The 19824-nt window shown below is 74.4% G+C and carries 16 protein-coding genes; 3 read left to right on the top strand and 13 right to left on the bottom strand.

Translation table 11 applies throughout. The features are described from left to right. Positions 1–35 precede the first annotated feature (35 nt). Entirely contained in the window at positions 36–1802 is a 1767-nt protein-coding gene (locus tag VMV22_09770) for an oligosaccharide flippase family protein (protein ID HUY22617.1), read from the bottom strand. A gap of 89 nt (positions 1803–1891) precedes the next feature. Between VMV22_09770 and VMV22_09765 the strand changes: the two genes are divergently transcribed. Beyond that, on the top strand, positions 1892–3016 hold the full coding sequence (locus VMV22_09765; protein HUY22616.1) for a glycosyltransferase family 4 protein: 1125 nt from the start codon (positions 1892–1894) through the stop codon (positions 3014–3016). Here the strand turns inward: VMV22_09765 and VMV22_09760 are convergent. The 10 genes from VMV22_09760 to VMV22_09715 all read right to left on the bottom strand — a co-directional run bounded on the left by VMV22_09760 (position 3001) and on the right by VMV22_09715 (position 15833). Then, positions 3001–4533, bottom strand: coding sequence for an AAA family ATPase (locus VMV22_09760; protein HUY22615.1), 1533 nt, complete (start codon positions 4531–4533; stop codon positions 3001–3003). The genes VMV22_09765 and VMV22_09760 overlap by 16 nt on opposite strands. 4 nt (positions 4534–4537) lie before the next feature. Next, complete coding sequence (locus tag VMV22_09755) at positions 4538–5965, bottom strand: O-antigen ligase family protein (GenBank protein HUY22614.1); 1428 nt, start codon at positions 5963–5965, stop codon at positions 4538–4540. Further along, positions 5962–7095, bottom strand: coding sequence for a glycosyltransferase family 4 protein (locus VMV22_09750; protein HUY22613.1), 1134 nt, complete (start codon positions 7093–7095; stop codon positions 5962–5964). The genes VMV22_09755 and VMV22_09750 overlap by 4 nt, the downstream gene beginning before the upstream one ends. A gap of 8 nt (positions 7096–7103) precedes the next feature. Further along, entirely contained in the window at positions 7104–8309 is a 1206-nt protein-coding gene (locus VMV22_09745; protein ID HUY22612.1) for a glycosyltransferase family 4 protein, read from the bottom strand. Beyond that, entirely contained in the window at positions 8306–9541 is a 1236-nt protein-coding gene (locus VMV22_09740; GenBank protein ID HUY22611.1) for a glycosyltransferase, read from the bottom strand. The genes VMV22_09745 and VMV22_09740 overlap by 4 nt, the downstream gene beginning before the upstream one ends. 112 nt (positions 9542–9653) lie before the next feature. Continuing rightward, entirely contained in the window at positions 9654–10823 is a 1170-nt protein-coding gene (locus tag VMV22_09735; protein HUY22610.1) for a glycosyltransferase, read from the bottom strand. Between the two features lie 92 nt (positions 10824–10915). Beyond that, positions 10916–12427: a sugar transferase gene (locus VMV22_09730; protein ID HUY22609.1), complete on the bottom strand. Its 1512-nt coding sequence runs from the start codon at positions 12425–12427 to the stop codon at positions 10916–10918. Positions 12428–12472: 45 nt separating this feature from the next. After that, positions 12473–12790, bottom strand: a complete 318-nt coding sequence (locus tag VMV22_09725; GenBank protein ID HUY22608.1) for a hypothetical protein — start codon at positions 12788–12790, stop codon at positions 12473–12475. Positions 12791–13398: 608 nt separating this feature from the next. Continuing rightward, positions 13399–15240 (bottom strand): DUF4012 domain-containing protein, encoded by a 1842-nt coding sequence (locus tag VMV22_09720; GenBank protein HUY22607.1) that lies wholly within the window; start codon positions 15238–15240, stop codon positions 13399–13401. Continuing rightward, positions 15237–15833 carry a hypothetical protein gene (locus VMV22_09715; protein HUY22606.1) on the bottom strand — a complete coding sequence of 199 codons (597 nt, stop codon included), beginning with the start codon at positions 15831–15833 and terminating at the stop codon, positions 15237–15239. Before VMV22_09715 ends, VMV22_09720 begins: the two co-directional genes overlap by 4 nt. A gap of 60 nt (positions 15834–15893) precedes the next feature. Here VMV22_09715 and VMV22_09710 point away from each other — a divergent pair, with 60 nt between their 5' ends. Further along, entirely contained in the window at positions 15894–16841 is a 948-nt protein-coding gene (locus tag VMV22_09710) for a class E sortase (protein ID HUY22605.1), read from the top strand. Here the strand turns inward: VMV22_09710 and VMV22_09705 are convergent. Together VMV22_09705 and VMV22_09700 are read right to left on the bottom strand one after the other, a co-directional pair. Beyond that, positions 16757–17485, bottom strand: a complete 729-nt coding sequence (locus tag VMV22_09705; protein ID HUY22604.1) for an acyltransferase — start codon at positions 17483–17485, stop codon at positions 16757–16759. The genes VMV22_09710 and VMV22_09705 overlap by 85 nt on opposite strands. 47 nt (positions 17486–17532) lie before the next feature. Then, entirely contained in the window at positions 17533–18300 is a 768-nt protein-coding gene (locus VMV22_09700) for a methyltransferase domain-containing protein (protein HUY22603.1), read from the bottom strand. 124 nt (positions 18301–18424) lie between these two features. Between VMV22_09700 and VMV22_09695 the strand changes: the two genes are divergently transcribed. After that, positions 18425–19819, top strand: coding sequence for a DUF3048 domain-containing protein (locus VMV22_09695; protein HUY22602.1), 1395 nt, complete (start codon positions 18425–18427; stop codon positions 19817–19819). Positions 19820–19824: the final 5 nt, after the last annotated feature.

Genomic DNA, 19824 nt, shown 5'->3' with positions numbered 1-19824 from the left:
AGGGAGGCTCCGGGTGTTGGTGGAGGATTTCGTGCCTACGCCGACGGCGTGGCGCCGACTCGCCGCGACCGCAGCGAGTGCACGTAACCGAGCATGCGCCGGCGGTCGCCGGGGGTGGAGCCGGTGGCGAAGTAGACGCCGAGGTAGGCGATGCACCCGGCGGCGGCCGCCGCGAACAGGCCCGGGACCGACTCCTCGGCCACCCGGATCATGGCCACCAGGACGAGCGTGCACGCGCCTGCCGGGAGCAGGTGGGGGACCACCGCCCGCACCAGCAGCGTCCGCACCGGCAGCCCCACGGCCCGGCAGCCGATGACCATGCCCACCGGCAGGCGGAACAGCACCACCCCCGCCAGGGTGCCCCACGCCGCGCCCACCGGGCCCATGACGATCACGAGCACGACGGACACCGCCAGGTTGACGGCGACCTCCCCGGCCCGCACGAAGGTCAGGCTCCGCAGGTCGCCCGCCCCGGTCATGATGTTGGCGAGCGCCCGGAACGGCGACCCGAGGGCCATGGCCACGGCCAGCACCACCAGGACCTGGGCCGAGGTCCGGTACCCCGGCCCCACCCAGGCGCGGATCCCCGGGGCGGCCAGGACCACGAACACCAGGGCGGCCATGGTGCCGCCGAGGAGGGTCACCCGGGTGCCGTCGATGGTGATCCCGGCCAGCGCGTCCCTCGACTCGTTGCGGGCGGTGTGCGCCGCGTGGGGGAAGAAGACCTGCGCCAGCGAGTCGAGGGCCTGCATGGCGGCCTTGGCGAGGCGCGAACCCACCGCGTAGACGGCCGCCGCCCTGACGCCGGCGACGATGCCCACGATGAGCACGTCGCACAGGGTGTTGTAGACGGCCGTGAGCACGGCCAGGACGAGGAACCAGCCCGACAGGCGTGCGGCGCGGCGCAGCTGGACGCGGTCGACCAGCCGGCGGCTGAGCCGCGTCGACGGCTCGATGTGGCGGAGCATGGCGTAGCGCACCACGTGGAACGACAGCGAGATCAGCGTGGTGGCCACCGCCAGCGGCACGATGCCGCCGCCGTTCACCACGATGACGATGCTCGCCGCCGTCGTCGTCGCCACGAGGAGCGCGTTCGAGATGGACAGCAGGTCGAAGCGCTGGTGGCCGAGGAGCGCGCCGCCGAAGGTGTCGCACGGCAAGGCGGCGGCCATGGCCACGGCCAGCACGGCCACGGCGATCACCACGTCGGTGTGCAGCGCGGGGGTCACGTGGAACATCGACGGGAACAGGAACGCGATGACGACGCCCGCCACCAGCGCCAGCGCGGCCAGCGGGACGAGGACGAAGAACGTGGTGTTGAGGGTGCGCACGGCCACCTCGGGCCGCACCGCGGCGTCCTCGGCCACGAGGCGGGTGGTGGCACCGCCGAACCCCGCCGCGAACAGCTGGAGGTAGGTGACGATGCTGCTGGCGAGGATCCACACGCCGAACGCCGAGCGGCCCAGGTGCTTCAGCAGCAACGGCGTGATCACGATGGCAGCCAGGGCGGTGACGATCTGCGCCACGTAATTCATGAGCACGTTGCGCCCGAAACGGCTGGGAAGCGCACTGGGGGCACCCGTGCCCGGTGGGCCGGGAGCGCCGGCCCCGCCGGTGGGCCCGGCGTCGGCCCGGGGGGGCCACGGCGGCTCGGAGGGGACGTCGTCGACCGGCATGCTGGGGTCGGCCGCGACCACGCCGCCGTGGGTGGGCATGGAGGCGCTGACCCAGCGGATGCCGGCGTCGGGCTCGCGGTCGTCGGGCGCGGCGCCGGCCGGGCGGCGGTGCTCGACGGGGCTCATGGCATCCCCGCGCCCGGCGCGGGGCGTGCGGAGCGGGGGCCCCCACGGACAGCCGGGGCGGTGTCGACGGACGGTAGAGTCGGTGCCCGATGTCCGAGGACGACGGCGGGACCGGGCAGGACCGCCGGGCGTCGCGGGCGCTGCGGCTGGCCTGCTATCTCGACGCACCCGTGCGCGGCGGGTCGTCGACCAGCCTGGCCACGCTCCTCGGTGCGCTCGACCCGGCCATCGAGGTGACGGTGGTCGGCACGTCCGCCGACGTCGTGGCCCAGGTCGCCGGGGCCCGGCCCGGCACCGCCACCGTCGTGCTCGGCGCGGTGCGCAACAAGGCCGACATCGGAGCCGTGCGGGCGCACGTGCGGGCCCTGCGCGCGCTGCGGCCCGACGTCGTGCACGCCAACCTCGACAGCCAGTGGAGCGCCCAGTACGGGCTGCTCGCCTCCGTTCTCACCCGGACCCCGGTGGTGGCCGTCGTCCACAGCGTCTGGGACCAGCCCGCCCGCGTGCAGCGGGTGCTCGTCGGCCGCCTGTCCCGGCGCGTCGACGCCTACGTGGGGGTGTCGAAGTACGCGGCCGCGTCCACCGAGGCCCTCCTCGGGCTGGGCGACGGGTCGGTGCGCGTGATCTACAACGGCGTCCCCGCCCCGTCGTCGGTGGCGCCCCGCGGCGACGGGGGTGGGCCGGTCGTCGGTGCCGTGGGTCGCCTCTCGCCCGAGAAGGGCCTCGACGTGCTGGTGCGCGCCATGGCGTCGCTCCCCGGGTGCCGGCTCGTCCTCGTGGGCGAAGGCCCCCAGCGCCCCGCGCTGGAGGCGCTCGCCGCCCAGCTCGGCGTCACCGGCCGGGTGACCTTCGCCGGCTGGGTGGAGGCCCCGTGGGCCGCCCACTTCGCCTTCGACGTGCTGGCCGTGCCGTCGTTCAGCGAGGGGTTCGGCCTGGTGGCGGTGGAGGCGATGCTGGCGGGGACCCCCGTGGTGGCCACCGCCGTCGGGGCCGTGCCCGAGGTCGTCCGCAACGGCGAGACCGGCCTGCTCGTGCCGCCCGGCGAGGCGGAGCCGCTCGCCCGCGCCCTCGGGCGGCTGCTGGCCGACGCGCCGCTGCGCGCCACCTTCGCGGAGCGCGGCCGCGCCGTGGCGACGGAGCACTTCGCCACATCGAGGATGGCCGCCGAGTTCGAAACGCTGTACGCGACCCTGTCCGCTCACCGCTGCCAGTAGCCGGACCGGCCCTTCTGCTCGGTCACCTCGGGGACACCGGTGGACCCCGGAGACGCCTCGTTCGACGGCGAGCGGAGGACCTTCGGTCCCGGCGCCCGCAGCGGTTCGGGGCGCTCGATGGTGGCCCGGCGCCCGTTGGCCCGCGGCGGGCGGGCGGGCGTGACGTTGGCGGCGACCACCGGTGCGGCCGGTGCCGGCGGCGGCGCCTCGGCCCGGCGGAAGTGGCCGTAGCCGTAGGCACCGTCACGGCGCTGGCGGTTGAACCGCACCCGGTTCAGCACGATCGCCACGTTCGAGTTGGCGGTGTCGAGCCGGAGCAGGGACTGCTGGAGCCGCTCGGGGTTGAACCGGCGGGCGTCGACCACCACGATCACGAGGTCGACCATCGCCGCGATGAGGACGGTCTCGGCGACGCCGATGAGCGGCGGGCAGTCGATCACCGTTGTCTCGTGGCGTTCGCGTAGCTCGTCGATGAGCAGGGGCAGGTGGGCCGAGACGATGTCCGACGGGTGGCGGTCGATGATCCCCGCCGGGATGACGTCGAGGTACGGGTTGGAGGTCCGCGAGGCGTGGGCCAGCGCGTCCTCGGTGCGGCGGCTCGTCACCCCGGGGCCGAAGGGCACGCCCATCTGGGTGTGCAGCGCCGGCTTGCGCAGGTCGCAGTCGATGGCGGTGACGTGGCGGTCCTGGGCGGCGAGCGCCCAGGCGATGTTCGTGGCCACCGAGGTCTTGCCCTCACCGGGGTCGCACGAGGTCACGGCGATCGTCGCCGAGGCACCCGCGGGGAGGCTGATGAGGAGGTTGCTGCGCAACTCCTGGAACGCCTCCATGGCCATGGGCTCGGTGTGCTTCACGAACAGCTCGGCCGGCCGCAGCCCCGCCACGCCGACACGCGGCACCTCGCCCAGGACGGTGGCGCCGATCCGTTCCTTCACCTCGGTCACCCGGCTCAGCCGGCGCCTGATGCCCGCCGCCCACATCGCCCCGAAGATCCCGAGGATCACGCCGAAGACGGCCGCCCCGAGCACGATGGGCGTGCGGGGGTTCGACGGCGCACCCGGCGGGGTGGCCTTGGAGAGCTGGTCGAGCACGTAGTCGATGCGCTTGGGCTGGTGGCGGATCAACGCCTCGGCCACGGCGTTGGCGTACATCGAGGCCGCCTTCGGGCTGGTGCTGGTGGCGTCGATGGTCACGATGAAGGTGCCGGGGTCGGAGGTGGCGTCCACCGATGCGCCCTTGGCCCGATAGGGCTCGGGGACGTTCGCCCGCGCCTGCGCCAGGATCCCGTCGGTGGTCGCCTCCACCGGGAGCTGCGGCATGACCACCGAGATCTCCTGCACCGCGCCGGCGACGTCGGGCGTCCCGGGGTTGACCTGGGCCGCCACGAGGGTCGTCGCCTTGTACTGCTTGGCGGGCGTGACGGCCGCGGCGACGCCGATGACGAGGCACGCGATGAACACCGCCAACGCCACGGCGAGGTTGCGCCGGACGTCCCGGATGACTTGTCGGATCTCCATGTCGTCAGACCACCTCGTACGGGCGCACTGTGTCGAAACTGCGCATCATTGTGGGGATTCCCCCTCCGGAGGTCACCGCGCTCCTGAGCATGCCGAGCGACAACCCGAGCATGGTGGCCAATCGATAGTTCTCGAAGATCGACTCGACCTGGCCCTTGGCGATGAGCCCGATCACCACCGCGAACAGGGCGAGGGCGAGGACCGCCACCATTCTGTCCGAGTGGAGGCGCCAAGCCGCGAACCCGTTGACGAGCGAGGTCAGGAGCGCGACGAGGAAGAGGGCGACGCCGATGAGCCCGGTCCGGAGCCACAGGTCGAGACCGATGTTCTCCGTGAGGTCGGTCAACACGAAGATGTTCGGCCCCGGGGTGAAGTACCTGTACTCGAACCCGAGGCCCTTCCCCAGGATCGGGTCCTGTTCGGCGTAGCCGAGGGCCACGCTCCATTTGTTGAGCCGGCTCTGTGCGGACTGGGCCTTGGCCTCGGACCCGATCGTGGCGCCCACCGTCTGCGACAGCACCGACGACAGCGGGCCGGTGACCGAGCGCTGCGACGTGATGGCGGGGACCACCGACACGCCCACCACGACGCCGACCACGGCGAGGGCGACGATGGCGACCTCGCCCCCGCGGACCCGCAGCCGCCGGCGGGCCGTCGACCCGAGCGCCACCACGACCATGACGGTCACGCAGGCGCCCAGCGTGAGCAGCACGGCCCGCTGGTAGGCGAAGAAGGCGCTGAACAGCAGGGGGACGGTGCACAGGAGGTTCAGCCGGCTGCGGTGCTCCTTGGCCAGCTCGAGGAGGAACCCGATGACGCCGATGGACACGAAGATGGTGGCGGCGTCGGTCCCGAGGGAGCCGAAGTCGCTCAGCGGCACGAGCGGGACGTGGAGGGAGAAGGTCTTCCCCCCCGCGGTGAGCACGAGGAGGATGGTCGCCGACAGCGCCGACCAGCGCACCAGGCGCTGGAGCCCCGGGCCGTCGAGGAAGCGCCGGATGGGCACGGCCGAGGCCAGCGCGTAGCCGCCCATCACGTAGATCACGGCCTTGGCCTCGTAGGGGAGCTTGACCGTGCTGTTGTGCCGGAGCAGTCCCTCGACCATCTCGAGCGTCCACCAGGCCGCCACCGCCACCCAGAACAACGCCGGGGCGCCGATGCGCCGGGGCTTCCCCCGGACGAGGAGGTGGGCCGCGATGGCGAGGGCGATGATCACCTCGGGCAGGCGGAACTGGAACGAGCCGCTCCCGGGGTGGAAGATGCTGCGAGGGACGTAGGTCTCGTTCTCGTAGAGGCTCGACTCGAAGACGAGCAGCCCGATGAGCAGGAACACCACCCAGTGCTCGCGCCCGGCGCGCTCCCACCGGACGAAGACGTGCAGCAGGAGGCCGGCCACGGCGACCGCGCCCAGGAGCAGGGGGAGCTTGCTCACGGTGCGACCGCCTGCAGGAGGGGGGCGAGGGCCACGTCCCAGGTGTGCCGGGCGGCCACGGCATCGTGCCCGGCGCGGCCGAGGGCGGCCGCCCGGTCGGGGTCGTCGAGCAGCCCGCAGACGGCCTCGATCATCGAGCCAGGGTCGTCGGCCACCACGACGCCCTCGCCGATCAGGTCCTCGAGCCCGTCCACGGCGATCGACGTGGCGATCACGGGACGCCCCGCATCGAGTGCCTCGAGAATCTTCAGGCGGGTACCTCCTCCGGCTCGCAATGGCGCGACCGCCACACGTGCCCGGGCAAGGTAGGGGCGGATGTCGGAAACGGTACCGGAAACCTCCACCGAATCGGACGCGAGCCCCTGCACGGAGGGCGCCGGGTCCCGGCCCACCAGGAGCAGGCGCGCCGCGGGCACGCGCCGGCGCACCTCGGGCCAGACCTGGCGCCCGAACCACACGGCGGCGTCCACGTTGGGCGCCCAGCCCAGGGTGGCGACGAAGGCCGCCACGGGCTCCTCGGCCAGGGGTGGCGGTCCCAGCGGGTCCGGGTCCCGGCCGTTCGGGCAGACCAGGACGTGGCGGGCCCCGGCCGGCAGGCGGTGCCGCTCCTGCTCGCTCACCACCACGACCGTGTCGAAGGAGGGGATGAGGGCGCGCTCCATCGCCCCCAACGCCACCGCCTCGGCGTGGGCCAGCAGCCCCCTCGGACCCCGGCCCGCCCGGGCGTAACTGCGCACCAGGGCCGACTCCACGTTGTGCAGGTCGAGCACCCGGCGGCCCGCGCCCAGGCCGTGCGCCAGCGGCGCCATCTGCAGGTACTCCACCTGGAGGAGGTCGAGGGGGCCCTCGGCCGCGCCACGGCGCACCTCGGCGGCCAGGTCGGCGCCGTAGAAACGGCCCGCCGACAGGCTCCGGGTGCGCGCCACGCCGCGCGCCGCCCGGGCGGCGGTGGGCCGCCACGGCACGCTGCGGACGTCGATGCCGAGCGCCGTCAGGCCGGCGACGTCGGCGCCGCCGTCGTCGTAGGCGCACAGGACGAGGTCGGCCGCCTGCGCCAGGCGACGGGCCACCGCCAGGGCGCGCTGCTTGCCCCCGTCGTTGTCGGGGAGCGGCACGAACTTGGTGACCATGAGCGCCCTCACCGGGAGCGGGCCCCCCGGCGCTCCGACCGGCCGTCACGGCGCGCCACGCGCCGGTAGAGCTCGGCGATGACGTCGGCCCGGGCCTCGATGCCCCGGGCCTGGGCGGTGACGCGGCCGCGCTCGGCGATCCGGGCGCGCAGTTCGGGGTCGGTCACCAGCCGGTCGAGCGCCTTGGCCAGGGCGTCGGCGTCGCCACTGGGCACGAGGAGCCCGTTGTCGCCGTCGAACACGAAGTCGGGGATGCCACCGGCCCGGGTCCCGATGACGGCGACTCCGCTCGCCTGGGCCTCGAGCACACTGAGGCCGAACGGCTCCGCCACCGAGGCGTTGACCAGGACGTCGAGGGCCCGCAGGGTGCCGGGCACGTCGTCGGTGCGGCCCACGAAGCGGACGCGGTCGTCGAGCAGGCGCTCGGCCTCGGCCCGCACGTGCGCCGCATAACCGTCGGGCGCGAGCCCGCCGCTCCCCACCACCACGAGATGGGCGGCGGCGGCGGGGCCCCGGAGCGAGCCCATGGCCCGCACCAGGAGGTCGACGCCCTTCTCCGGGTCGATGCGACCGACGATCCCCACCAGCGGGGCGTGCTCGTCGGAGGTGAGCCGGCGGCGCACGTCGGGTGCGGCGGGGCCCGGCCCGAACCGCGCCAGGTCGACCGACAGCGGGACGATCTGCACGTGGCGTTCGCCGCGGGGTCCGACGCAGTCGGCGACGGCGTGGCTGATGGCGATGGCGACGGTCGAGAGGCCCGCCGCCGCCGTGAGGACGCGTCGACCCAGCCCGGGCCGCACCATGTCGTAGAGCTCGAGGACCACGGCACGCCGCGCCAGGCGGCCGGCGACGGCGCAGTCGAGGTGGGCCCACAGACTGTTGGAGTGCACCAGGTCCGCACCGCGCGCCGCCCGGGCGATCAGGCGCACGGAGCGGGCGGTGGTGACGAGCTCCCCGGCGAACTGCACCGGCGTGGGGCGCCCCTCGGCATCGGCGCCGCGGATGCCGATGCGATCGGGGAAGTCGAGCGGCACGAAGGGCAGCCCGAGCCGGCGCCAGTGCTCCTCGAGGTCGCCCCCCGGCGGGGCGCCCAGGGTCAGGTCGATCCCCCGGTCGGCCAGCGGGCCGGCGAGCGCCATGGTGGCGAGCTCCGCCCCCCACACCTGGCGCGAGTAGCTGATCTCGAGGACGCGGAGCCGTGCGACGGTGGTCATGAGGGGGGTGGGCTCTGTCGGTGGCGCACGATCGTCCAGCGCGTCTGGCGATCGCCGCCGAGGTAGCGGATCATCCCCTTGAGGGCGACGGCATGCAGGAAGAGCGCCTGCCCCGCCGCCTTCACGGCGCGGTCCGCCGTCACCGTGACCGCCGAGCGCGTCGCCGTCGTGCCGGGCGCCGCACCGGGCACGGTGTCGCCGGGCAGCGTGACCCGCCGCACCGGGTCGCCGTCCGCCATGTCGTCGCGCGCCTGGCGCAGCAGGGGCCACGCGGCGACGACGTGGCCCAGGAGGAAGAGCTTGGCGAGCCGGCTGGAGCGCACGCGCCGGAGCGCCATCCACAACAGGGCGACGTGCGCCAAAGGTGTCACGGTGTAGCGGACCAGCCGGTGCCCCCAGGCCTGCACGGCCATGAGCCCGCCCTTCGGCCCCAGCTGGGACCGGTGGTGCAGCAGGACGTGGAGCCCCCCGGCCACCACCCGGGTGCGGCGCTCCCATTGCTGTCCCATGGTCAGCACCGGGGGCTCGTAGGCCTTGGCGCTCGCCTCGTAGGCCACCACGTACCCGCGCGCCGACAGGTCGAGCGCCATCCACAGGTCGTCGCTGGCGATGTCGGCGGGAATGGGCCGCCACGCCTCGGTGCGGACGGCCGCCAGCTCGCCCACGAGGCCGATGGTGGTGCCGAGCCGCCACTCGCGCTGCTTGAGCCAGGACTCGAACCGCCAGTAGAGGTCCTCGCCGCCGCCGTCGACCTCCACTTTCTCACCGGCGACGGCGCCCACCCGCGGGTTGTCGAAGTGCCGCACCATGGCCGCCAGCGCGCCGGGGGCGAGGACGTTGTTGGCGTCGCTCATCACGACGATGGGCGTGGTCACCTTCGACAAGCCGAGGTTCAGCGCCTGCGCCTTGCCGAGCCGGTCGTCGGCGGTGATCACGGTGGCGCCGGCCTGCTCGGCGCGCTCGGCGGTGTCGAGGTCGGCGTCGGCCACCACCATCACCTCGAGCGGGCCGAGGTACCCGTTGCCGAGGACGTCGCGGACCTTGTCGGCGATGATGTCCGCCTCGTTGTACGCCGCCACCAGCACGGTGATGGCCGGCCACTGCGCCGGCTCGGGAACGGAGGGGACCGGGTGACGGCGCGAGGCGAGCGCCAGCCAGGCCGGGTACAGCGCGTGGCCGCTCGAGGCGGCCGCCGTCAGGGCGGCGACGGTCAGCCGGGAGCGTCGGGTCATGGGCAATTGCATCGACCCGTGCGGGCGCCCCCTGAAGGAACGCCGGCGCCCGCGCCCGCCCCCTCGCCCGGAGGCCGCCGGGCGTCCCCCGAGGTCGCGCCGCGTGGCATGGCTAGGCCACCGCCCGCGTCCGGGCGACCAGGACCGACCGGTAGACGTCGATGGTGCCCTGCGCCGTGCCGCGCCCGGTGGGGGCCTCGGGCGGGGGCAGGGGCCGGTCGCCCAGGGCGGCCACCATGGCGTCGGCCCAGGCGCCCGGGTCGAGGGGGACGACGGCTCCGGCGCCGGTCCGGAAGACCTCCTCGGCCAGGGGCGGCGACGCCAGGACGGGGGTCCCCGCCGCCAGGCCCCGGTGCAGCACCCCCGAGTGCGATCCCACGGCATAGGGCAGGACGAGCAGGTCGGCGGCGGCGGCCCACCCGTCGAGGTCCTCTTCGGGCACGAAGCCCCGGCGCACCTCGACGCCCGGGCAACCCTCCAGGCGGGCGAGGTCGGCCGAGTCGTAGGCCTCCCCCACGACGAGGAGGCGGGCGGCGGGCAGGGCGGCCACCACCCGGGGCCACGCCCGGGCCAGCAGGCCGACGCCCTTGTACGGTCGGACCTGGCCGAGCAACAGCGCCGTGGGGGCGTCGGTGAGCCCGCGGCTGCGTCGGGCGTCGGCACGCGGCACCCGGGGGCCGCCCAGGGGAAGGTCGACGGGCACGACGTGGACGGGCACGCCCGGCGCGCTCGCCTCGACGAAGCACCGGGGCTCCTCGCCGTGGATGACGAGGGCGTCGGCGGCACGCCACCGGCGGGCCTGGTCGGCCACGGCGCGCGCCCCGCCCTCGAGCGGCACGGGGTCGTGGACGGTGAGGACCACCGGGACGCGTCGCGAGATGCGCGCCAGCACCAGGGGGTCGATGCCGGGGACCACCTCGGTCTGCACGTGCACCACGGTCGGGCGCGCCCGGGCGACGGCTCGGCTGAACGCCCGTGCCGACGGGGCGAGCTCGCCCAGGCGCACGGCGTAGAGCCGGGCCCTGCCCATGCGGGCGACCTCGGGGCCCCAACGCGGGCCCCGCAGGGCGAGGCCGGGATCACCCACCCCCGCCGGCGCGGCCAGCGCCACGTCGACGCGCTCGGCTTCGAGGGCGCTGCGCAGGCACGCCGTGTAGCGGGCGATGCCCCCGCGGTCCGACGCGTCGACGAGCAGGACGCGCAGGTGCACGGGCGCGGCCGGTACCGGGGCCTGTGCGGGAACGACCCCGTCGGGGTCGTCAGGTGACGGGTGAGCGGTCATGGCCGTGAGCGGTGCGGTCGATGAACTGTAGACATGCGGGCGCCCTCGGCACGCCCCGTCCGTCGCGGACGGGGACACGACCGGCGCCGGGATCACCCGATCGGCGTCGACTCTTTCGTGCCGGGAGTGGCGGTGTCGACGGGGTGAGTCTCGTCCACCCGTACGACGCGCAGGGCCGCAGGCTCGGCCTTGCCGGTCTCGCCGCTGGGCTCGAGCATGTTACGGACGACAGCGGACACCGTCTGGAAGAGGATGACGACGTCGCGCCACAGTGACCAGTTCTCGATGTACTGGTTGTCGAGGCGCGCCCGTTCGTCGATCGAGGTGTCCCCCCGCAGCCCGTGGACCTGGGCCAGACCCGTGAGGCCGACGGGCACGCGGTGGCGGTCGTCGTACCGGGGGATCTCGGCCTTGAACTGCTCCACGAAGAACGGGCGCTCGGGACGGGGCCCGACCAGCGACATGTCGCCCTTCAGGATGTTCCACAACTGGGGGAGCTCGTCGAGCCCGGTGACCCGCAGCACGCGGCCCGTCCGGGTCACGGCGTCGTTGGTGGGGTTCCACTCGACGTCCGAGCGCGAGTTCACCCGCATCGAACGGAACTTCAGGACCTCGACGATGACGCCACGCTGGCCCACTCGCTGCTGGCGGAAGTGGACGGGCCCGGGGCTGGTGACCTTCACCGCCAGGGCGATGGCGGCGTAGAGCGGGGACACGAGCAGCAGGGCAGCGGCGGCGACGGCGGCGTCGAAGGTGCGCTTCACGGCGCGTGCGTGGCGCCGCAGCAACGAGCGCCGCAGGCGCAGGAGCGGGTAGCCCCACACGTCGTCGACGTTGCGGCTGCTCACCGCGGTGGCGAGCTCGAAGAAGCGGGGCAGGACGTGGATGTCGACCGAGGCGTTCTCGCACGCCCGGAAGACGTCGACCATGTCCGACTCGCGCGTGACGCCGAAGGCGACCACGACCCGGTCGATGCGCTCCTCGGACAGCACCATGCGGAGCATGCCGACGCCACCGAAGAGCGGCAGCGGAAGGCCGGCGCTGTCGACCTCGTCGAGGAACCCGACGGGGCGCAGCCCGTACTCGGGGTGCTCCTGGAGCGTCGAAGCCAGCTTGGCGCTCACCTGGCCGGCGCCGATGAACAGCGTCCGCTCGGCGAACCAGCCGCGCGTGCGTAGCCGGCGCACCAACGCGTAGATGACGCTGCGCGACACCAGCAGCCCCACGGCCGAGACGGCGGCGGTGACGACGAGCGTGGCGGTGGAGGCGCCGTGCACCCGGACCAGCGCCAGGAGGATGAAGGGGGCGCCCACCCACGCCACCAGCGGTCCCGTCTCGCGGGCCACGCTCAGCGTGATGCGCGAGTGGTAGTGCCCGGTGGCGGTCAGGGCGACCACGACGGCCACCACGGGGGCCCACGCCCACCACGTCCCGACGGGCAGGCCGATGGCGGCCGACACCGCCGCGAGGATGACGGCGTCGACGACGGCGACCGCCCGCATGGCCGAGGCCACCGAGGCCCGGGCCCGCAGGGGCAGCGCCCGGGCGCGCCGGTCAGACGGCCTGGCGTTGACCCAGGACTGGTAGCTCAGTCCGACGGACATCGCTCTGGGGGGTGTGGTCGTTCGCTTCGGGATCTGCGCGTGCGATCAGGCCGTGGCCTGACGGTGCCGGCGGCTGCGGCGGACCAGCACGCCACCGACGACGAGGGCCCCGGCGCCGACAGCCGCCATGCCCTCGATGTCCGCGCCCGTGAAGGCCAGACCACCCGAGGCGGGCGCCTGCGTCGGCGCCACCGGTGCGCTCACCGGCTGCACGGGCGCCGGCGCCGGCGTCGTCCCGCCGTCCCCAGGCGCCGAGCAGCCCGTGTAGCAGGTGCTGTCGGCGAATGCCATCGTCGGGACCGCCACCACGCCGAACGTGGACATCGCAATGCCCAGTCCCAGTCCGAGGAGCTTCCTGTTCATGTCGCTCGCAACCCTTCATCGTGCTGCGGCAGATGCCCCCGCAGCCGGTTTCCCTGGTCATCGACTCCCGCCACCGCCTGTGACCGGAGCCCACTACCCACCTCTTCGGCACCGGTGGAAGGTCCCGCCACCACCGTCACCTGCAACAAAGATCCTGCTCTGCCGGTGTTGTGCCCCTTGCCTGGGCACGATCCACCGGTGTCGCCACCCACACCACTGCGTGAGGGTGTCACAACGGATTGTCACGGACCAGCATCGACACAGCCCCTATGGAAACTCAACTTTCGGTCAACTGCCGAACGGGCTGAGCGGATCAAAGTCCTGGTCGGCGGGGGCATGCCCCGCCGATGACCCAGTCCCTCGCCCGCCCGGGCCGCGCGGAAAGTGGTCGCTCCGCAGGATAGCTGAAAACGGCCGCGGACAGTGGTGGGCCGGGGAAGTCCGTACCCGAGGCCGGTACCCGGGCGGCTGCCGGTCGCGCCCGGGTCGCGACACCGGGCACGCAGGTGTCCGGCGGGGCCGCCCGGCACCGGGCGGGTCATCGCGACGGCGGGGCGTGGTCGGAGCGGTCGATCACCGGGACGCGGTCGTCCGGCAGGGCCCGTCGCTCACCAGGACACCGTGAACCGCGCCGCGTCGGTCGTGGTGGTGCTGCGGTAGTGCCAGGTCTCGGGCGTGAGCCGGGCGCTCGGGAGCACGGTGATCCTTCCCGAGGCCTGGGGCAGGACGAACCGGACGACGAACCGCTGCGCCTCCCCCGCCTTGACGTCCACCGGGGTGGCGATGACCCAGGTCGGGCCCTCGGCGCCCAGGGCGTCGAGGGTGGGGTTGCCGTCGATGTGGGGGACGGACGCGTACCCGGGGACGTTCACGGCCAGGATCCCGACGTACTCGCCGTAGACCGTGCCCAGGCCCGGATAGGGCCCAGCGATGAACTGGGACTGGCCCGGAGGGGTGTGGTTGGTGACGTCGACGGTCAGCGTCCCGTCGGTCCGCCCCCCGTGCGCCGTCAGGTCGAGGCCGGCCTTCACCGACATGTACTGGTCGAGCTTGTTGCCGCCGCGGTTGATGACGGCCGCCATCATCGAGTCCGACGTGAGCGTGCCGGCCACCCCGCCCTGTTGCCAGGCTGCTTCGGCCGACGACGCGGCCGACCAGGCCAGGAGGTGGCGGCCCTGGGTGGCGGCGGCCATGGCGTCGGAGAGGGATCTCAGGTCGAGCGATTCGTTCTGGAGGGCGTCGAGGGCGGCCTTGGCCAGGGCGCCCAGCCGCTCCTCGCGCCCGGCCTCGGCCAGGGCCTGCTGGTTCGTCTGCTGGTCGGTCAGCCCGGCGTACTGGTCGTGGGTCAGCAGCGGCACGACGTTGTCGGCGCCCACCACGGCGCCGTCGGGCAGGGTGACCGGTCCGGTCACCTCGAGGAATTGGCGCAGCGCCTCGACGTCGACGGTCAGGACGCCGTCGACATGCTGGCCCGTCTCGGCCTCCCACATCCGAGCCGCCATGGGGCCGTTGACGTCGAACTGGGGGGTGAAGCCGAGGTTCCGCCAGTCGACCCCCGGGCGCAGCCATCCCCAGCGGGCCTCGAGGTCCCCGGAGGCGGTCACCTTGCCGGGGGCCACGGGGATGGCCACCGTGGGCTGGAGGTCCGACAGGTGGAACCGGCCGTCGGCGGTGGTGAGGGTGCCGACCTCGAGGAAGTCCCCCGACCCGGCCCGCATCTCGGCGTTGTTGGCCATCACCAGGAGGTAGGTCTGGGGCCCGTGGAGGATCCCCGCCAGCGTGGCCGCCACCCCCGACGCGTGCTGGAGCCGGGTGCGGACGTCGGCGAGGTCGCGGACGAAGGTGTCGTGCTTGGACGACAGCGGAGGGAGCAGCGCGTGCCCCGGCCCCGTGTCGATCCGGGCGAGCTCCCGGTCCGTGGTCGTCGCCAACCCCGCCAGCGCGCGCAGGGCGGCGACCCGGTCGGGCCCGCTCGTGTGCGGCGAGTGCAGCACCTCGTGCGCCCGGGTGATGGCGGTGACGCCGATCTGTGCCACCTTGCCGGCCGCCGCCGCCAGGTCCTGGACCGAGCGCAGCTGGCGGCCGAGCACCGGCACGATGTCGAACGGCGCCAGGACCGGGGAGTGCAGCAGGCCGCCGGCCGAATCGAACTGCCGACCGGCGGCGCGCAACGGCGCCGCGGCCGAGCGCGACACGACGTCGGACGCCGACAGACGGCTCTTCGCCTGCTCGACGTCGGCCATGCCGCTGCGGGCGTGCAGCAGCCCGACGGCCAGGACAGCCGCCGATGCCGCCAGCCACAGCACGACCACGACGACGACGCCCCACACCACGCGCCGGCGCCGGCGGCGCCGGCGCGTGCCGTCGACCTCGGCCGGCGCGGTGGGCGGGCCCACCCCGGGCGCCCGCTCCGGCCCGGGCGTCCCGGGCGGCTCGGGGGTGTCGCTCACCCTGACCGCCGACGGGCCATGCGCGGGGCCCACAGCCGCCCGGCGACGTGGTCGACGAGCCCGGCGAGCTCGCCGGCGGTGGTGCGGTAGGCGTCGAGGGGGCCGCCGAGGGGGTCCTCGACGTCGTCGTCGGTGGACTGCCCGACGAGCCCGGCACGTTCCCGGCCGGCGTGCAGGCGACCGAGCCAGTCGGGAAGCAGCTCGCCCGCCCGGCGCGGCCCGACGCGCTCGCCGCGGCGCACGAGCTCCTTCAAGGTGAACGTCCGGGGCCACGCCGCGGGGTCCACGAGGACGACCTCGCGGGCATGGCGGCGGCCCATGCACACGACGACGTCCGCCACGGCCACCAATTCCGCCGAGATCTGCCGGCTGCGGTGGGCGGCGAGGTCGATGCCGAGCTCGGCCATGACCGTCACGACCTCCCGGGGGGGTGCCACGCCGCTCGGGAGCAGGCCGGCCGAGCCGATGGCGACGGTCTCGAGCGTGCCGTCGGGCGCCGTCGTGGACTCCGGGGCGCGCAGCCGGCGGCGGAACAGCGCGGCGGCCATCGGCGACCGGCACAGGTTGGCCGTGCACACGAAGAGCACCTTCACCAGGAGAGTGTACCTGCGGTATGCAGGTTGAACGTGGTCAGTGGTCGGTAGTCTCGGTGTGTGCGACCGGGACTCGTCACCGGCGTACTGGGCCGAATCCTCCTCGGCGCCGGCGTCGTCATCCTGCTCTTCGTGGCGTACCAGCTGTGGGGGACGGGCCTGGCGGAGTCCCACAGCCAGGCGGCCCTGCGCCGGCGCTTCGACACGCTGCTGCACCACGGCGCGCCTCCCGGCGCCACCTCCACGACCACGTCCCGGCCGACGCCGACGCCGACGCCCTCGTCCACCACGTCGACCACCGGCGAGCAGCCGACGGTGGGCGCCACGACGGCCGCGCCGGGCGACGGAAGCCCGGTCGGCGTCATCCGCATCCCCAGGATCAGCCTCGACAAGGTGATCGTGCAGGGGACCTCCACGACCGACCTGCAACAGGGGCCGGGGCACTACGCGGGGACCCCGCTGCCCGGGGAGGCGGGCAACGCCGCGGTCGCCGGGCACCGCACGACCTACGGCGCGCCCTTCTACAACCTCGACCAACTCGTGCCCGGCGACACCATCGACGTCACCACGGTGCAGGGGACGTTCACCTACGTCGTGCACAGCAGTGAGGTCGTGAGCCCCGACGACGTGTCGGTGGTGGCGAACACCGACATCCCGGAGCTCACCCTGACCACCTGCAACCCGCGCTTCAGCGACACGCAGCGCCTGATCGTCCACGCCTATCTGACGACGCCCCCGGCGCCGGCGCTGGCACCGCCGTCGACGGGAGGGCGGCGGGGCACGCGCGGCTCGGTCGGCGGGCTCGGCGGCGACCAGGGCGACTGGGTCCCCGCGCTGTGGCTGGGCCTGCTGAGCGCCGTCGTGGTGGGCGCCGTGCTGTCGGTGGCGCGCCGGCGGCGGCGGCGGGCGCAGCGGTGGGCCGTCTACGTCGTGGGCGGCGCGGCCTCGCTGGTGGCGATCTTCTTCTTCTTCGGCGCCGTGAGCCCCCTGCTGCCGGCGAGCTTCTGACCGACGGCGCGCCATCCCTCGCCCGGCGAGTAGCGCTTGACCACCTTCGCCGGCGACCCCACGGCCACGCAGTGGTCGGGCAGGTCCCCGGTCACGACCGATCCCGCCCCGACGGCGACGTTGCGGCCGATCGTGCTGCCCGGCAGCACGACCACGCCCGTCCCCAGCCAACTCCCCGACCCGATACGCACGCTCGCCTCGACGGGCCACTGCGCGCCGATGGGCACGTCGGGGTCGCTGTAGACGTGGTTCTGGTCCGTGATGTACACGTAGGGCCCCGTCTGGATGTCGTCGCCGATCTCGATGCAGAAGTGGCCGACGATGTGGCTCCCCCGGCCGATGAGCGTGCGGTCGCCGATCGACACGACCGGGTCGCTGACCATCTCCTGCCCCGGCGCCATCCCCGCCGACAGCGACACGTGGGGCCCGATCATCGTGCGGCTCCCGATGCGGATCCATTGCTCGTTGAAGATGGCGCCCGGCGGGAAGGCGATCAGGCTCCCCTCGCCGAAGGCCCCGAAGCGGCGGGCCCGGGGGTGGTCGGGGCCGATGGCGCCGAGGTCGCAGACCCACGTCCAGGCGGTGTCGATGGTGGCCGCCGCCAGGCGGCGTGCCCAGGGCGGGACCTGGCGGGGCGACGGCACCCGGCGAACGTACCCGGCGGGCGTGGCCGCCGCCCACCCCGGCGGTGTCAGTCCCTGCGGCGGTAACAGGTGGCCTCGGCCGTGTAGGGCAGGGCGAGGGGGGCGGGGCGCGAGCGGGCCGCGGCGCGCGCCTGCTCCAGGATTCCGGCGCGCTCGGGCTCGGCCAAGGAGGCCACGAAGCTGACCGAGGCCACCCGGTCGGCCACGCCGTCGACGTCGATCGGCTGGCGCCAGTCGACCGTGAAATGCGCGTCGGGCGTGAAGCGCGCCCCGCCGCCCGGGCCCTCGAGCGCAGCGCGCCACAGTCCGGACTCCAACGACGGCGCATCGCCGCGCAGGGGCGCCATCAGCCGCTGGAGGTCCGCCTGCAGCGGGTCGGACAGCTCCCGGCGGTTCCACACCACGGCCAGGGCGCCCCCGGGGCGCAGCACGCGGTGCAGCTCGGCCACGGCCGACTCGGTGGCGAACCAGTGGAACGCCTGCGCGACGGTGCAGGCGTCGACGGTTCCCGTGCCCAAGGGGATGGCCTGGGCCACGCCGGCCACCACGGGCGTGCCCGCGACCGCTGCGGCCAGGGCCCGGCGCATCCCGGCCACGGGCTCGACGGCCACCACCGCCGCCCGGAGGGCGACCAGCCCCCGTGTCAGCTTGCCCGTCCCGGCGGCGAGGTCGAGGACGCGGACGCCCGGGCCGATGCCCGCGTGCTCGCCGAGCCACGCCAGGACCTCGGGCGGGTAGCCCGGTCGGGCCTGCTCGTAGACGTCGGCGGCTTCCGAGAAGGCCGTCGCCGTGCCGTGCACACCCTCGGTGCCCATGCCGCCGTCATAGCCCGCACCGGTGGTGGACCGCACGGACGGCACCCCGCGGTCGAGCGGGATGTCGCCGTCGGGCGGGATGGCCGGGGGCTCCGAGGACGAGCACTAGCCTCCCGAGAGCTTTATGCCCGACGACACCGATCCTGACGACACTGCCGACGCGGACGCCGCCGGTGGCGGCCCCGGCGGCGGACACCCGGAGCCGCTCCCCGGCGAGGCCACCCAGGCCGTGCCCTTCGGCGAGGCCACCCAGGCCGTGCCGGCCGACGCGTCGGGTGCACGCGGCCCGGCTGGGGAGACCACCCAGGCCGTGCCCTTCGGCGCCACGCCGCCGACGGGGACCGCGGCTGCCGCCCCCGCAGCCGCCGCGGGGGCCGGTGCGGGACCCGCCGCCGGAGCGGCGGCACCGGCGGCGCCCTCGGGGGGCGACGCCGGGCGTGCGAGCTCGACGAACCGCGCCCTGCTCATCGGCCTGGTGGCGGCGGCGGTCCTCCTCGCCGCGGCCGGGATCGCCCTGGCGGTCTCCGGCGGGAACAACCACCCCAAGGCAGCGGGCAGCGGCTCGACCGGGCCCACGCCCACGACCCAGCCCGGCCCGCCGTGCCCCCTGACCGGGACACCGTCGTCGGGGAACGAGGTGCCCCAGCGCCCCGCGCTGGCCGTCAAGGTCGACAACTACCCGCAGGCCCGGCCGCAATCCGGCCTGGACAAAGCCGACATCGTCTTCGAGGAGCCGGTAGAGGGCGGGATCACGCGGCTGGTGGCCGTGTTCCAGTGCCAGAGCCCGTCGCTCGTCGGCCCCATCCGATCGGCACGTGCCGTGGACGTGCCGATCCTCGACCAGTTGAGCCAGCCCGTCTTCATCCACGTCGGTGGCATCGACCCGGTCATCTCCCTCCTGCGCGCCGGCAACCTCAACGACGAGAACCTCTTCACCCACGGGTCGATCGTCCAGACCCTGGCCGGTCGCCAGGCGCCGTACGACACCTACATCTCGGCGGCGGCCGGCTGGGGGCTCGACCCGAGTGACACCACACCGCCGGCGGCGCTGTTCACCTACGCCGCCACGGCACCGCCGGGCACGCCGGTGAGCACGGTCCACATCCCCTTCGCCTCCACCAACGACACCCTGTGGACATGGAACGCGGCGAGCGGGCAGTGGCTGCTGTCGTACCGGGGCACCAACGCCACCGTGGCCGGCGGCGGGCAGATCGCCACGTCGAACATCGTCATCCAGACGGTGCACGTCACGTACGGCCCGTGGCTCGAGAACGACGTCGGGGGCCTCGAGGTGCAGTCGCAGCTGATCGGCAGCGGTCCGCTCACCGTCCTGCGCGACGGGGTCGCCGTCACCGGAACCTGGCGGCGGGCGTCGTCGAGCGACCCCACCACCCTGACGGCGGCCGACGGCTCGACCATCGCACTGCGGCCCGGTCCCACCTGGGTCGAGATCGTGCCGTCGGCGATCCCGGTCACCACGACGTCACCGGGCGCCACCACGACCACGACACACCGCTGAGAGGA

It is taken from the genome of Acidimicrobiales bacterium (assembly GCA_035531755.1).
Classification (GTDB): domain Bacteria; phylum Actinomycetota; class Acidimicrobiia; order Acidimicrobiales; family UBA8190; genus DATKSK01.
The sequence above is the reverse complement of the archived record's forward strand: the minus strand, read 5'-3'. Positions and strand labels throughout refer to the sequence as shown.